The organism is Ottowia sp. VDI28 (assembly GCF_049532675.1).
Classification (GTDB): Bacteria; Pseudomonadota; Gammaproteobacteria; order Burkholderiales; family Burkholderiaceae_C; genus Ottowia.
This window is the reverse complement of record NZ_CP149820.1, coordinates 1,630,421-1,645,776: the sequence shown is the minus strand read 5'-3', so window position 1 is coordinate 1,645,776 and position 15,356 is coordinate 1,630,421. Positions and strand designations below refer to the sequence as shown.

Annotated in this window: 12 protein-coding genes and 2 pseudogenes; 7 read left to right on the top strand and 7 right to left on the bottom strand. The window is 59.4% G+C overall.

Annotated features, from left to right (window positions below; translation table 11 throughout):
- Position 1 precedes the first annotated feature (1 nt).
- From WJU18_RS07765 to WJU18_RS07755, 3 genes are all read left to right on the top strand, one after another.
- A complete protein-coding gene (locus WJU18_RS07765) occupies positions 2–2,233 on the top strand; it encodes a hypothetical protein (protein ID WP_423459527.1) in 2,232 nt (743 codons plus the stop codon).
- Entirely contained in the window at positions 2,223–3,071 is an 849-nt protein-coding gene (locus WJU18_RS07760; RefSeq protein ID WP_423459526.1) for a phospholipase D-like domain-containing protein, read from the top strand. The genes WJU18_RS07765 and WJU18_RS07760 overlap by 11 nt, the downstream gene beginning before the upstream one ends.
- 586 nt (positions 3,072–3,657) lie before the next feature.
- The gene (locus WJU18_RS07755) at positions 3,658–5,178 is read left to right on the top strand and encodes a recombinase family protein (RefSeq protein WP_423459525.1); all 1,521 of its coding nucleotides are present in this window, start codon (positions 3,658–3,660) and stop codon (positions 5,176–5,178) included.
- Positions 5,179–5,262: 84 nt separating this feature from the next.
- Here WJU18_RS07755 and WJU18_RS07750 read toward each other — a convergent pair.
- The 3 genes and pseudogenes from WJU18_RS07750 to WJU18_RS07740 form a co-directional block, all read right to left on the bottom strand.
- Positions 5,263–5,939 (bottom strand): annotated as a pseudogene (locus tag WJU18_RS07750) (response regulator).
- Positions 5,940–6,137: 198 nt separating this feature from the next.
- On the bottom strand, positions 6,138–7,889 hold the full coding sequence (locus WJU18_RS07745; protein WP_423459524.1) for a UvrD-helicase domain-containing protein: 1,752 nt from the start codon (positions 7,887–7,889) through the stop codon (positions 6,138–6,140).
- Entirely contained in the window at positions 7,886–9,934 is a 2,049-nt protein-coding gene (locus WJU18_RS07740; protein WP_423459523.1) for an ATP-dependent nuclease, read from the bottom strand. The genes WJU18_RS07745 and WJU18_RS07740 overlap by 4 nt, the downstream gene beginning before the upstream one ends.
- Before the next feature lie 167 nt (positions 9,935–10,101).
- Here WJU18_RS07740 and WJU18_RS07735 point away from each other — a divergent pair, with 167 nt between their 5' ends.
- Positions 10,102–10,296, top strand: coding sequence for a hypothetical protein (locus tag WJU18_RS07735; protein WP_423459522.1), 195 nt, complete (start codon positions 10,102–10,104; stop codon positions 10,294–10,296).
- 82 nt (positions 10,297–10,378) lie between these two features.
- Here the strand turns inward: WJU18_RS07735 and tnpB are convergent.
- A pseudogene (gene tnpB / locus WJU18_RS07730) lies at positions 10,379–10,720 on the bottom strand (IS66 family insertion sequence element accessory protein TnpB); the annotation flags it as partial.
- 811 nt (positions 10,721–11,531) lie between these two features.
- Here tnpB and WJU18_RS07725 point away from each other — a divergent pair.
- Positions 11,532–12,356, top strand: a complete 825-nt coding sequence (locus tag WJU18_RS07725) for a hypothetical protein (RefSeq protein ID WP_423459521.1) — start codon at positions 11,532–11,534, stop codon at positions 12,354–12,356.
- On the opposite strand, the gene WJU18_RS07720 is transcribed toward WJU18_RS07725, so the two are convergent.
- Positions 12,313–12,795 (bottom strand): DUF488 family protein, encoded by a 483-nt coding sequence (locus WJU18_RS07720; RefSeq protein WP_423459520.1) that lies wholly within the window; start codon positions 12,793–12,795, stop codon positions 12,313–12,315. The genes WJU18_RS07725 and WJU18_RS07720 overlap by 44 nt on opposite strands.
- Positions 12,796–13,129: 334 nt before the next feature.
- Between WJU18_RS07720 and WJU18_RS07715 the strand changes: the two genes are divergently transcribed.
- Positions 13,130–13,471 (top strand): hypothetical protein, encoded by a 342-nt coding sequence (locus WJU18_RS07715; RefSeq protein WP_423459519.1) that lies wholly within the window; start codon positions 13,130–13,132, stop codon positions 13,469–13,471.
- A gap of 53 nt (positions 13,472–13,524) precedes the next feature.
- On the opposite strand, the gene WJU18_RS07710 is transcribed toward WJU18_RS07715, so the two are convergent.
- Complete coding sequence (locus tag WJU18_RS07710) at positions 13,525–13,770, bottom strand: helix-turn-helix domain-containing protein (protein ID WP_423459518.1); 246 nt, start codon at positions 13,768–13,770, stop codon at positions 13,525–13,527.
- Positions 13,771–14,482: 712 nt separating this feature from the next.
- Here WJU18_RS07710 and WJU18_RS07705 point away from each other — a divergent pair.
- Positions 14,483–14,659: a hypothetical protein gene (locus WJU18_RS07705; RefSeq protein WP_423459517.1), complete on the top strand. Its 177-nt coding sequence runs from the start codon at positions 14,483–14,485 to the stop codon at positions 14,657–14,659.
- A 146-nt stretch (positions 14,660–14,805) separates the two neighbouring features.
- On the opposite strand, the gene WJU18_RS07700 is transcribed toward WJU18_RS07705, so the two are convergent.
- Positions 14,806–15,237, bottom strand: a complete 432-nt coding sequence (locus WJU18_RS07700) for a hypothetical protein (protein ID WP_423459516.1) — start codon at positions 15,235–15,237, stop codon at positions 14,806–14,808.
- Between the last annotated feature and the right edge of the window lie 119 nt (positions 15,238–15,356).

Below are 15,356 nucleotides of genomic sequence, written 5' to 3'. Positions count from 1 at the left end.
CGTGGCAACAGCACTAGCATTTCTCGGTTCGGACGAGGACGAAAAGACACTGAGCGCGCCAACCATGACGCGGTCTCGCGGCCAACTTGGGTCGGCGTACGCGCCAGGTGCATTCTTTACCTTTGAAGGCGGCCTGGGCGCTTGTATCTCCATCCCAGACCTGTCGGCATCGATTGACGACGCACCCATTTCCGCGCCGACGAAGGCGCAAATCATTCTGCGCCTGCAGGAAATCTGGCAGACATGGTTCTCGCGCGCCTACTCAGTCGGCTCCACCACTCGGCCCATTGACCCCGAACAGTGTCTCGACGAGGCCCTCCTGAAAGGCGCCTCCGTGGTGCCTCTGGCCGGTGACCGCATCTCTTTTCTGAGTCCATTGAGGATGGGTTACGCCCCGGCGCCGCTCACGTTCGTTTGCAACAAGTGCCGACTGTTCAGGCGATTTGATTCTGCTCACGACCTCTCGAAGAATCTTCTGGGCATGAGGAGGACCAGGTGCACAGCACCCGAGGCCAAGGGACCGTGCCAATGGCGCCAGGTTGACGTCGTGTTCGTTCATTGGTCCGGCGAGTGGATGCCGGTCACTCCGGGACGATGGGAGTGGAACACCCGCACGGGAGCCGCACGGCTGCATGGCGAAGAGTGCACCGTTTGCGGCGGCAAGTCCTTCAAGCTGAACACGGACTCACCGCGAATTGGTAAGTGGCACTTCTACTGCGCCAACCCGACCTGTGGCCACAAAGGGTCCGATGAGTGGCGACAGAACGACCCGTTCACGACAGGCGTATTTCGGGATCGCCCCGGCATGGACAAGCGAGTCGGCGAGCGACGGATGGAGCCCATCTCGTATCGGGCGTCTTCGGCGTACTACGCGCAGGCCGACCAGTTCGTCCTGTTCCCAGAGTCCGAGCATCAGCTGCTGACTTTGCTGGAACCACAGCGACAGCTCGAACTCGCCGAGTTCATCGGCGCCCAGTTCCGGTTCACAAGCGGGAGGCTCACTTCCGACGAGATGAAGAACTCGCTTCAGGCTGCCGGAAAGGCAAGTGAATGGGAGACCTACGAGAACCTGTCGAAGATGCGCGACCTCGCGAAGGGCATGAACGACGCGGCGGCGCTGGCGTTGATGGAAGACGAGTTGAAGAAGCTGGTCACGCGCTGGACGACAAGTGACCCGCCTCTTGTACGCCCGCGGGTTGAGCTCCCTCCCGTCATCACGGCCCAGATGGCGATTCGTAGCGAATACACGAGTCGATTCGACCCTTTCGTTCTGGCAGTGGAGCATGAGGCCCTGAATCGAGGAAAGCTCTCAGCGCCACCTGACGGAGGTCGGGCGAAGTTCGTTAGGTTCAACCACCTAGACAACGACCTTGCCCCCAAAGACGTGCCCGTCAAGGCTGCGCAGGAGGCTGAAACCGCGCGGCTCATGAAGAAGCTTGGCTTCGCAGACCTCGGTCTGATTCGGGAGTTTGACCTTTGCCGCTTCACGCACGGCTACACGCGGGTCTCGGCGACGCCCATCTTGGAAAAGCGTGGCCAGAACGTCCCGGTTCGTCTACGCCTGTTCGATTCCCTGCGCAATAGCAAACGCCCCATCTACGTGGTCACGCAGGCCAACGAGGCGGTCTATGTCAGGCTGGACCCGGAGGCCGTGTACGCCTGGCTGCAAGCCGTCGCAGTGGGCGACCTGCCGGACTGGAACAAGGACAGCACCGTCAAGCTCGGAGGCCGTCTGCTTGAAGTGGCTCAACCGTTTGGGCGCTACTTCTCGTTGCTGAAGGAAGGGGACGCGGCCACTTACCGGTACGTCTACACCCTGCTGCATACGTACGCGCACGTGCTCATGAAGAGCATCGCTGAGCTGTCCGGTCTCGACTTGGGCTCGATGGGCGAGTACATCTTCCCGTTGGACCTGGCTTTTGTCGTATATCGCAACGGAACGACGATGGACCTGGGCAACCTTTCGGCGCTCTGGCGAAATGAAAACAACCGGTTCCTGGCCCGGCTCTTGGAACCGTCAACGCACCGCTGCAACTCTGGTCGCCTCTGCGACACTGCCGGCGGTGCCTGCCCGGACTGCATCATGATTCCGGAGACATCGTGCGTCGCTCAGAACCAACTCTTGTCGCGAGCGGTACTGAAGGGTGGTCCACCGCCTCGGGAAGACGCGACACATAGGGGCCAACGCATCCGTGGCTTTCTTGAAGTGGTCAACGAGGACGATGAGCTCTAGCCTGTTGCATGCGTTCGATGCATTGGCGCCTCATGCGGAGGTGAGTGCCCCGCTTTGCGCGGCGGCAGCCCAAGGACGGTTGGACCTGCCTTCGGACGTGCACACCATCTGCACCCGCGCGGGGTTGCCGCGCGCCCGAGCAGGGGACATCGAGCGCGCACTGTCGGTTGGACTGCAGCTTGGTCTCTTTGGACAGATGGGTCCCCTTAGCTGGCGGTCATGCGACAGCACTTTGGCCAGCCAACTGGCGCCGCTCCTCGAAGGCGCGCGCCTGTACCGAACTCGGGTGCATCAGGACACGGATCTGGTGGATGTGGTGCTCACCAAGCCGCCGGCGCCCAGCCAGGTGTCTCGCAAGCTCGAAAGCATGCTGTCCGGCGGCTGGGGCTTTCGCGACACTAAGCAGCTGCTGCCAGCCATAGCAGGTAGCGCTCAGCGGTCGCTCATCGTGATGACGCCCTTTTTTGACGACGTCGGCGCCGAGGTCGTCCTGAACTTGTTTGAGAACACGGCCGCCGCCGACAGGTGTCTGATTCTCCGTGCCACGAAGGAGGGACTGCCACCCGAAGGGTTGGAGAAGGTTGACGCACAATTGGTCGCCCTCGGGGTGGATGTTGTCAACTTTCGACTGGACCGACCCGGTTTGCCGGGAAACGAGACGTTCCACGCGAAGACGGTTCTGGGAGATGACGACACGGCCTATGTGGGCTCTTCAAATATGAACCAGTGGTCTTTCGAGCACTCGCTAGAGCTTGGTCTCTATGTGCGGGGTCGGGCTGCTTTCCGAATAGCCGAGCTACTGCGGGCCATTCGAGCCGTTTCTGGGTCAATGATCTAGGGCCCCGAGACACGAGGCGCTACATGGCGACAATCGCAGCAAGTCTTTTGTTCGCTGCATGTCTCATGCCTAACATTAACACCACTTCCGGATAATGGTGAACAGTTAGTTCTTCTCACCTCATTTGGCAGCAGTCGTTGAACCGCCGAGGTCTTGAACCGTCCGTGCAGCATCGACTGGAATGGCTGCAAGCCACTCCAATCCGGTCGTTCGCACCAGGCGTGCTACGAAGGCCTCGGTGACCGCAAACTGGACCAGACCGTTCGCTTTCCCTTCTGCTGTCAGCGGCCGCAACCGCTGCAAACCGACCGTCCAGCGCGAGCTGGCTAAAACTCAAAGCACAGTTGCATAGCCAAGCCGCAATGCCCCCTCTACCGATCGGCCAGTCCCGTCGCTAGGTGTCGAACGAGGTTGCTCCCTGCAGTCCCTAGAAAAGCACCTTCTGCGCGCTCGTCAATGCCAGAAAGCTGTCGCCCAATGGCTGGAGAATCGCGTCGGCGATCGGCTGGCCGATCACGCTCAGAGCCCAGGCCCTCGCGCGATTGAAAATAAACTCATGGAGCTTTACATTTGTCGGAGGCTTTGCATGATGACGTTCAATACCTCGCAGCCTGATGTGCGAGCGGCCGCGTATCTGCGGATGTCCAGCGACAGGCAAGAGCTTTCTCTCAGCACACAGCTTGAGGCCATCCGCGCCTATGCTTCCAAAAATGGACTTTCGATTGTGGGCGTCTATGAGGACGCGGCGAAAAGCGGCCTCAGCATCGCCCACCGCGACGGCATGAAGCGCCTCCTGCGGGATGTCATGGGCATGCCTCGGCCCTTCGACGTCGTGCTCGTGTATGACGTCAGCCGCTGGGGTCGTTTCCAGGACATCGATGCAGCGGCATACTACGAGTACACCTGCCGCATGAACGGCGCTCGTGTGGTCTATGTTCAGGAGCCGTTCGGCTCGGACATCGACCCCCTCACGGCTTTGCTCAAAACTCTTAAGAGGGCCATGGCGGCTGAGTATGCCCGCGAGCTTGGCGTCAAGACGCGAGCGGGACAAGACCAGGCAATTCAGTTGGGATTCCAGATGGGGTCGATACCCCGGATAGGTATCGCCAAGGTTGCGGTTGACCAATGGGGCAACCGGCGTCCGCTAGCGCGGCTCCAGCGGAAATCGATGCAAAACGAACGCATTGTCTGGGAGCCAGGACCTCAGTGCGAGGTTGACCTTGTAAACCACATCTTTGAACTGTATTGCGCGCCTGAGGGCAATATCAGCAAAACGGCCAGGACGCTTCTGCGAGAAGGAGTGAGGGCGCCTGACGGGAGGCTGCTCACCGTAAGAGTGGTAGACAGCCTCCTCAGGTGTGAGGCGTTCGCGGGAGACTTCCTTTGGGGACGGGAACGCCTGGGCGGACGCAAAAGGAAGAAACGGCCGGAAACCAAGGCAGAGGGCGTTATCGATCGATTGGTGCCGAAATATTTGTGGGACCAGGCGCAAAGCAAACTTCTGCAGCGTAGAAGACTGCGTCGGAACAAGGAGCAATTGCTGGAGGTGCTGCGCGCCAGATTGGCCGAGAACCCATTCGTCACAGAACGAGATCTCGAGGCCATGGGTTTTTTCTCAAGAGACACCTATGTCAACGCCTTCGGCTCTTTGGCTAAGGCACTAGAGCTCGCCGGACGTGACCCACACGCCATGCGCTTGCGCCATATAAAGAGCGCGTTGGAGGGGCGCCAAATCGGTGATCAACTCGAAGACTCGGTCGCCGCGCTTATTCGTTCAGCAGGCATTGACTGTCAAACCCATCCCCTCAGCCGTGTCATGCTGGTCGCGAACCAATGCCGCATACGAACAAAACTTTTGTGGCCACGCAGCATACTTTTCCCAAAACGATGGCACGTCCCGAAAGTGCGCCGTCCGGTTGCTGACTGGGTATTGCTCGCTCAGATGCAGGATGATAAAACCGCCAGCCACTTTATGCTGCTCACGTACGCCCAGTATCTAAGAGCCCCTTCATGGATATCTGACGATCCACCACCGCCCCTCCTTCCGCTTCGTTCGGCCCGCGAACTGCAAGGCGCTGTGCTTGCGGCGCTGAGGGAAGGTCGGTGAGGGTATGTAAGGATGGTACGTTCCCGGCTCATGCTGTAACTTTCAGGATCAACCAGGGTGTCAGGAACGTGCGCCAGCGGCGCATTAGATCAGGCCATGCCGGCGTGCTGTGCTGATGGCGCGCACGCGCGAAGAGACGGCCAGCTTGCGGTAAATGCGCTTGATGTGGCAATCCACTGTGTGATAGGAAATAAAAAGCTTCTTGCCGATCTCGCGATTGGTGGCGCCTTCAGCTACCAATTCGAGGATTTGCTGCTCCCGCTGGCTCAACTCCTTGGTGAGGGGTGGGGCCTCTGATGGTTCGCTTGCTGCCGGTGATTGGGCAGGTATTTGAAGGAACTCGATGATCCGTCGAGCCAGGAAAGGATCGATCGGCGCCCCCCGCGCAGCACGCTGCGAATGGACAGGCTTACCTCCACGTCGTCGCGCTCCTTGAGCACATAGCCGGTAGCGCCTGCACGCAGCGCGTTCAGGATCGCATCGTCCGTACTCCAGGCCGAGATGACCAGGATGCCTATCATGGGGTCGGCGGCTCGCATCTCGGCGATCAGGTCCACTCCGTTGCCATCGGGCAGACCCAGATCGACCAGCGCCAGTGCCATCGGGTCCTGAGCCAGTCGTTCTCGTGCCTCGGTCAGCGAGCCGGCCAGAACCAGGCTGTCTGCAGCGTAGCCGAGCTGGCGCAGGATCTTTTCCAGCCGGATGCGCATCAATGGCTCATCTTCCACTATCAGGACCGGCACAGGCAGGAGGGACTCCATCGAAGGGGCGCCGTGGGACAACAAAACGCTCATGGTGGGACAGAAAAGGAGTAGCAGAGAAAAACCGCTCGATCATGCCGAGGCGGCTTGCGCTTAAACATTGCTGCAATAGGGTATACGGCGCACGCAAAGTCTCCGTGGAGATGCAAAGATAAGAGACGGCCCTGTTTGCGCACACGGATGGACCACGTTCTCCGGTCAGGGAAGGAATGCTTCGACCGAATCGTCACCAAACCACGCCTGCAGGGTCGCGATTCCTCGGTTCGTAAGCTCTTGCGTGAAAAGCAATGCCAGGCGCGTGGTGGGGCGTGAGCAGGCGACATAGAACAGGTTGCGATATCGCTCGAACGCATCCTGTTTATCCGCGGGTGCCTGGCCTGCTTCGACCCAATCCAGGTACTGCCCGAAGTTGTAGACGTTCCAGCCGCGGCCCAAGACTACTAAGACGTTGTCGAACTGGTCGCCCTTAACACTATGCTTTGTCGCAAATGGCGTGTGGCCATTGATGAACTTTTCGAGAGCAATGACCTCGCCGTAAGCGACGTTTCGAAGCTTCCTTGTGAGCTCGATTCGGTCCGGCACCCTCTCACCTTCTAAAGGCTCGAACTCTTTCGCGTCCTTCTCACGCTTGAGGATTTGGTCAGGCAAACGTATATAGCCTCCGGCATCGATATGAGTGACGACGTCGCCAACAGTTCCCATTTCCCTGAGTGCCACAAGCTCAACCATTGACGTCGACCATTTCAGCTTGGCTTCGTGCGACTCGAAGCGTGGCGCGTTGCTTCCCAGTAACTCGAACATTTCGCCGTAGCGCCTTCGGGTGAACGCGTCACAAGCTGGCTCTAGCCTATCGACGAAGAACGCGATGTACTCATCCTGCTTCTTGATGTACAGATCGGTATATGGGAAAACTTTTGCGAGGTTGGAGTAGCCCTGCTCATTCGCCAGCATGTTGTGCGTCAACATGAGGATCTTGGTTTTGTCCGCAGCGAAGTCCCAGCCTTCGTTAGCCAGTTTGGCCACCAACGCCTCCAGGAATCGGTGAGCTTCCTCCGCGGGGAGATCGCCCTTCCAATGACCTCCTCCGGTCCCAGGTCTACGCTGTCCCACCCAGCCGTTAGTGTGGTAAGCGACTGCTGAGCCGATGAAGTTCGCATCGTCAACGGCTTGAGGAAGCTCCGGCCGGATGGCGTTTAGCACATCGACGACAGCCGTCGCCGACCGGAAATTCGCTTTCTTGCCGATCTCCGTCAGATCTGGATCGGCAACGTGACCACAGGTGTCCTCGTAGATGCGTTGCCAGTGGTCACCGAAGAGTCCAACCAGAGGTCCTCCAGGCCGGCCAATGAGATTCTCCTTGATGGCATCCATGATGGCCACGTTAGTGTCTTGGTACTCGTCGATGAGTACGAATGGGAACCGATCCGCTAGCACGGCTTGAAACTTCGGTCGCACCAGCAGCTTCGCCGCGATCGACAGAACGTCGTCATGATGAAGCGAGATCGTCGTGTCAGTGATTCGTCGATGGCCCAACTCATATTCCACGCGCTGGCCCGCCACTGCAATCTGCGAGTCCGCTAAGCGTTCTGACCACTTGTCCAACGTCGACACAAGCTGCCTCAGCACGCCCTGGAAGTCCTTGACGAGCGACCAGCAGAACGCATGGATGGTATCCGTTAGGACGACCGGGTTGCCATCGATCCGACTGTTGATCACCGCGGTGGCCGCGTTGGTGTACGTAATGCAAGCAATCCGCTGTCCGCGCTGCCGTAGTTTGGCCCCGTGTGATGCGATCAGCGCCTTGAGGGTCTCGACGAGGGAATAGGTCTTACCGGCTCCGGCCCCCGCCTCAAGCAGAAAGCTCTCGCCGGCAGCGATGCAGGCCGCGACTTGGGCGTCGGCAGCCTGCGCAGCAAGAAGCGCAGCGCTAGGATGCTGATCCCCAGTCATAGCGTTGCCCCAGCTGCCCCTGCTCCGGTGCCCGCAGACGGTGGTGCCCCGTCTTCGGCGAGCCAGGTCAGCCCCTCCGAGATGTAGCGCGGAATCGCCCACGCTTCCTCGGTTAAAGCGTATTTCAGTGCGAAATCCGACTTCTTGACGTTGCTGGCGGCCTCCCAGGCCTGGGTCTCCCTTTCCGCATCACTAAGACCAACGAACGGGAATAGCGCTGCATTGGCCAGCATGAAGGCGTCTTCAAAGCTGCGCCCGCACGGCCCGCCTTCCACTTCGGGCTGCTGGAACGCCACCCGACGCTTGGCGTCGATCTTCGCCTCGTCGGTCGCGGCTAGGAGTTCTGCAGTCGTAACGTCGGCCTTGAACCACGCTTTCAGGCAGGCGTTGCTGGTCCGCTCGCCGTGGCGCACTTCGCATTTCACATAGCTCGCCGCACCATTTGACTTGACGGCATCGATGTCTGTTATGACCAGGGTCCGGACCTCTAGGAATTTCAAAAGGTCGAAGAAGATGTGAGCGTACGCACCGCCGATCTCGATCACGGACAGGTACTGGCTCCCCAGCTTCTTCCCATCGGCCATGCCCACATCGAGCATCTTGATCATGCGTGGCAGTAGAAGCCGTTCCGTAGTCCCCTCGATCAACACGGCCTTGTCTGCAAAGAAGAGATCGCACCGAGTTAACGTCATGTACTGATGCAGGAAGCCGCGGTCAGGTTCCTGCTTGCTGGCCAACCCCTTGCGCAGATCTTTGACCACCGTCTGAGAAGGTTGACCATCCGCTCCAGGCTTGGCAAGGAAGTACCTGATCGATTCGAAGTGGGCTTCGTTCGCGAGGTGCGACGAATGGGTCGACACGACGAACTGCACGGGCCATGGACTACCCAGCTCTGCGCTGAAGGCCCCCGCGATCTCCGTCAGCTTTCGGATGAAAACCTCCTGCATCTGAGGATGAAGGTGTACCTCCGGCTCCTCGATGAAGATGACCTGGGTTCCCGGACGCGGCTCGGCTGCTGTATAGACCTTGAAGAACTCGCGGAGCTGTAGCAGGATGAGGATCAGATTGCGGGTTCCTAGGCCGTTGTAGCCCTCCGGGAGATTCACCCCGTTCACGCCGGTGTAGCGAACCTTAGTGTGGTTGGTCAGCAGGCGGCTGACGTCCAGCGCAGTTTCCGTCCTGAGCTTCTGCTGATCTCCTAGGCTGGGATAGCCGAACAGCGACAGCGCCGGCAGCAAAGCGTCGAGCTTGACGTTGAAGTCCGCGCCAATCTTGTCCTGAATGCCGGCGACGGCAAGCTCCAATTCTCCGGTGATGCCATGCCCGTCAGCATCGGCGGCGTTTTTCTTCGCCGTCGCAAACAGGCTCTCCAGAACCTTGCCAATGACCACGCGATCCTTCTGGCTGACATCGTCGAGGCCGCGCTGCGCGCCGATGAAACCGCTGCCACAGAGCCTGCGGAGCGCCGCGCCATCAATGGCTTTGTTGTTCATGGGATCATTGGGATCGACGGCAGCGAAGGTCATCGCAAACAGCTCCGGGATGCGATCACGCAACGATTTGAAGCAAGCAATCTTGGCCGTGTTCACTTGCTCGTCCGTCGCGGGGGCATTAGGAACTCCCAGGCCGGCGAACAACTCCTTCACCTTGCCATCTTTCAGTCCGTAGCTTGCGACTACCAGAGCCTCCGTGCAGTTGGGGTCAAGGTCGACAATGAACTCGCTGAGCGACCCAAGCGCCTCGTCGACCTTGTATTCGAAGGTCAGCCGGATCTCGATGGTGGGCAAGGCCAGCCGAACGACATCATCCTCCGCCCCTTGCAGGGACGAGTTCAACGCCTCCCAGAATGCCTGGTGTGCGCCAAACGAGAAATCCTCAAGGCGGAATGTCGGGCTACCGTCCTCCAGAAGGCGCCGCATCACCTCAGTGAGAGATGTCTTGCCACTGTTGTTTCGCCCAACCACCACCGTGGTCCGTCCCTCCAGCACTAGGCTGACGTCCTGTAGCAGGCGGAAATTCTTGACTGCGACGTTCTTCAAACGCATCTGAGGCTCCTCCCTTGCAGGTTGGTCCTGTGCGACCTGCCTTGCTTGAAAATTTATGACTCGCGCGGACGCGCATCCTTTGTTGCCTATGTTACCTCCCGGCGGAGTTCGAGCACGCAGGATGCGGTCGTGCCGTAGCGCTCAGAGTAGATCGCTTAAAGCTGCATGTGCCGCCGGCTGGCTTCTTCCGCCACGAGGTGCAGCGGTTGTTGGTGATGTTCGCGGGCGCGACCCGGCCCGGTTCGGTGCCGTATGCGCTGCGCCTCGTGTTCGAGGAAGCCGATGGCGCAGATGCTCCGGAGCCGGCCAGTGGCGCTGGCGGAATCACCGCCCCACACGCAGCGTTGCGCCGCAAAAGTTGAGACCGCAGCCCGCCTTGAACTGCGTGTGTACTGTCATTTCTACGGCGCGCATCAGCGCGAGCAAATCTCTGAACGGCAGGTTTTAGGCGTCCAGTCCAAGCAACCCGGGGGCTGGAATGGGTCGCAAGCTCCTGCTCGCATGACATGACAGCGGACATCCAGTGACCGATCTGCCTGCACTTGACGCTGTCCGCTGCACACCTGAACCCGTCATTGTGCGGTCGATGTCCGGATGGCGCCTATGCGCAGCGTGCGCACGGCCTTCTTCATACGCTAGAACTGCTTGGCATGTGCGTAGCGCCCGATCTGTGCGGCCAACCGTCAACGTGAGAACCGCCTCGGCCGAAGGCCAGATGAACCGGTCCTTCTCCAGGCGCTTGAGCAACAGCCAGAAGCCGTTGCGCTCCCAGCCCAGGATCTTGACGCGGTCGCGCCGGCTTCAGACGGAAGTCCACCGGTTCACTGTGCAGGTAGACCTTCAGCCCTTCGTCGAGACGGAACACTGCAGCCTCCCCAAGGCGTCGATCACAGGGCCCACCTACTGCGGCCCGACGCCGCGAAGCTCGATGGCCACGCCATTGGGCAGTCGTGCCTGCATATGCATCACGCAGGCGATGTCGCCGGCGCCCGGCGCCGCGGCCGGTGACACTGGCGACACCGGCGGTCGCGGTAGGGACGGGCATTACTCCCCGCCCCCGCACAGATCCGTACGTGCGGCACTACCGCATACGGCCCCCTGTTGGCCCATTGGCGCGGCTCCAGACCACGTCGCCGCAGGTCGCATCCGGTGGCAACAGCACGAATCCGAGGGGTTTTCCGCATGGTTTTTGGGGGCGCGGCGGTACTCTTCAGATGGAAACACTGATTTTGATCGCGAACATTTCCCGATCTTGTGCGGTCAGCGAATGATCTATCTCCCCTGCAGAAATCGCTGCGGCTGCAGCGTGAGCGAGGCGACTCGCCGGCAGATAAGAGGCGAGTTGCAGTCGTTCGCTGCCGAACAAAAGAAGACGGGTTACGCTGCAAAAGCGACTTCAGACTTAAACTGGAGTCGCTCGCGCGCATCATCCACCCGGAGGTGGAATTATTCCCTTGTGCGGAGCCCCTTATATCTCGGCCAGACAGGTGGATGGAATGACATTTCCGCTGCCGACGCGTGATTGGAGGGCAGGGTTGTGGCTTGATGTGCTGGTCAATTGGCTGCGTTGAAGCAGTCTTTTCAGGGAGGAACTCACGTGGCTTCAGACCACCAACGCATCCTGATTCTGTGCAAGACCTACCCGTCACCCAGCGCTCGGTATGTTGAAACCTCCTGCGTCGCTGGGATGACCGACGACGGGCGCTTGATCCGGCTGTTTCCGGTGCCGTTCCGGCTGGTGGAGGACGATCAGCAGTTCAAGAAGTGGCAGTGGATCACAGCCCGGGTTCGCCGCGCGCAGGACGATGCCCGGCCGGAGAGTCACCGCGTTTCGGTGGACACGATCGAGGTGGAGAGCGATCCGCTTCCCACACGCGACCACTGGATCATCCGCCGCGAGGCGATCAAGGGCGTACCGGTGTTTGATTCGTTCGATGCGCTGGAGGCTTCACGTCAGGCAAGTGGGACGACCCTGGGGCTGGTGCGGCCGAGCCGCTTGCTGGGGCTAGACATCAAGGCTGTGGACTCTCCAGACTGGACTGAGGATGAACTGGCAAAGCTGTTGCAGGAGCAGCAGCAGGGCAGCCTGTTCGACGCGGTGGAGGATCAGCGCTCCCTCAAGACGCTCAAGAAGCTCCCTTACGACTTCCACTACCGCTACGAATGCCAGACCCCGGAGGGTATGAAGCCGTTCAAGCACAAGCTGGTGGACTGGGAAGCCGGAGCGCTCTACTGGAACGTGCACCGCCACGCTGACTGGCAGGAGGCGATGCGCCACAAGTTTGTCACTCAGTTCAGCGAGCTGGATGTCATGTTCCTCTTGGGGACCATACACCGTTTTCCGGGGCAGTGGTTGATCGTAAGCGTGCTGTACCCGCCTAAGCTGCCAGAGACGCTGGTGCGTCAGCAAACACTGTTTTAGCCGTCAGGTGGTGCACCGCTGGGCCACCAGCAGCTCGCACGGCGCGGGCCACGTAGGAGCGGTGGCAGGCAGAAAAATCAGCTTCGAAACAGACCAGGCATGCTCGGTGGTCGCGGGCTGTGGCGGCCAAGTTCCGCACCTCGGTTTTCACGGTATCCAGATGGGCCAGAAAACCACGGGTGTAGTCAGCCCAGTCGCCGCTTTCGCGGTATTTGTCGCGCACGAGCTTGGGGCAACCCAGGGCGGACCGATGCTCATAACCGATGCCTGCCGCGGCCAGATGCTCGCGGAATGCGCTTTTCGAGAACCCCTTTTTGCGTGAGAGCGGCAGCTCGCGCACGTCCACGACCAGGTTCACGCGCGCGTCCTTCAGACGGGAGATGAACCCGTCGATAGTCAAACCTTCGTAGCCGAAGGTGAAAAGCGCGGGAGTGGTCACTGGTAGTCGAGGGTTGGAGCATCACCGAAAAATGGTGCGGGCCAATTGTCTCACGCGAGCTTTGACCAGGTCGGCCGCGGTCTACGATTTCGCAGCAGAGCCGCGACTATCGGGAAGCAGTCATTAGTCAATGCTCGCTCCTAGCCGGGAATGGTCGCCTGCCGCCGATTTCTGTACAAGCCCTTGCCATGGTGTCGAGAATTGCCTGCTGGCGCTCATCTGACTTGGCCAATTTGTCTCGAACCTTCGTGATATTGCCGCCGGCAAGAGTGGTCGCAGTGAGGTCTGCGTTGAGAAGCGCGGTGCGCACCTGCAAAGCGGAGAAAATATCGACATGACGGAGGCACTGAAGTCACCTGTTGAACGCGACGGTTACTGGCTGAGCATGCCTGGCGCTCGCCGGGGAACGTTCGGCCTCGTCGGGGTGTGCGACTGCGGCATCATTGAGGTCGAACTGTGCGAGCGCAGCAGCGGCATTTCCACCCTCTATGGCGTGGCAAAAGAGCATTTACCGGTGCTGGCCGAACGCTTGGCAATCGGCTTTGGTGGCGAGGTTCCGGGCCTGGACGCGCTGCCTGACAGGCTCACCACTTTTCTCGACGTTCAGAGCCTGATCTGTTGGCTTACGGTGAAGTCAGGTGTACCCGTCAGCAAACGCGTGTATTTTCAAGTTTGAACAGTTCAACTACAGGCATCTCCGCTCCTGTCCGCTATCAAGCATCCCATCAATCAAAGTTGTGCACGGGCCAGCAGCTCAGACCCAGTGATCTCCAATGCCGCGGCAATTCTCAGCACTGAAGCAATGCCGGGGTTCTGCTGGCCTCGCTCGATGCTGCTCATGTAGGAACGATCAATTTCGCTTCGATGTGCCAACTCTTCCTGCGAAATTCTTTTCTCTAGACGGGCCTGCCGAATAGCCGCGCCTAACGCCACCAAGGCTGGGTGATCGGCGTGCTGGGGCGATGCAACTGGCATAGCTGCATCGTCTTTTTTCGATGCCAATCACACCACGGACGATCTTCCACATATACTTATATCTCAGGACAACTTCCATCACCACAACAACTATGCAAAGCACCGTGATGAAATGCGTGATCGCTTTTTCTGTAGGCACTACTGCGGCTTGCACAGAGAAAACAGCTACAGAAAAAGCAGCAACAAAAAGTCAGGTCGCACCCTGGACAAACGATTCACATCTTGCTGCGCCCGTAATTCCTCCGGCCAAGCGCCAATGGTTTGGTCGGAACCCGAGTAAATCTAGCTGCTTGGGGGTGGACTCACCAGCCGACAAAATCCGCGAGATCCAGAGTTTCGGTCAGTACGCCACCACGAATGACCTTGCCGGTGGAGTCGTTGAGGTTGAGCGCCCACTCAGCGGTGGCCGCTCAGAAGTCTGGACATTTTTTCCGACTGTGGCGCAGTGTGAGGCATCGCTACCGCGCAACCAGGGCATCAGCAGTCGATACGAATGACTTCCTCCGACCGACTAGCTCTTAGTCGTCAATCATGAAAACACAGCCTCCGTCAAGCGCTCCACTTTGGAATGCAAGCGACCATCGACGCATGCTTCATCACGGGCCTTGAAAGCCCCGGACCGGAAAGCTCAAATTCGGCAACAGTCAGATACCCCACGTGCAATTCACGGCGGAGCTTTTGTAAGAAATCTCATCAACGAAAGGGAAATTTCATGAAATACGCTTCTATCGCAGCCTTGGTCATCGGTACCGTGTTCTTTATGACTGATTTGATACAACGCATGAGGCCTGGTGCTCTATTTCAGGAGGCCGAAACCGGGATTTTCTTTCTGCTGCTTGCCATTGCCATCCGCCTGATTTGGCCAGAAAACCCTCCTAAGCAGCAATAAGAACCGTAGACCCAGCATCTTTCGCCTTTACCCAAAGGCGACGCCACAAAGCGGCTCCATGCGACCTGAGCCAGGTACGCGACCAGTTGTACCCGGTCGGTCTCGAGGACGCAGGCAAACCTGAGGTTCGAGACCATCGGAAGCACTCAGAATCCGCGTGCTGCGGCCTCGCCCTGCACGCGCGCCAGACGGTCCAGGATGCGCCTCTGACACGCGGGACTTTCAGCACCAATTTCGTCGATGATGGCTTGATAGAACGTTGCCGCACGTTCAGCGCTCCATGCAACTTCAGCCTGTGCCAAAGCCAGCCTGATCAGGTCGCAGCGCATGCGGTGGGCGTCACGCAAAGCCGGCGGCACGCGCAGCTTGATCTTGCCATCAGGACTCCTGCTCAACGCGAACTCGCGCATCAACTGTGCGTCCTGCTCAAGCTCATCGAGCATTTCCCAGAATCGAACCGCCTTGTGCGTTGCCGGCACTGGATCTTCGACCACCGGCGCCAATTCATGCAGCCGAGGAATCTGGGCACGCACCTCAGGCGCCAGACCAACCACGGCGTCAGCATCGGCCTTGCTCACGCTCCCAATCGCCGCCAAACGCCACCGCGCCCAGGTGGCATTGGGGACATCAGGAAACTGCTGTCGCGCTTGGTGCAGGCCGCTTTTAACGCCATGTTCGCCTACCAAACGGTTAATCG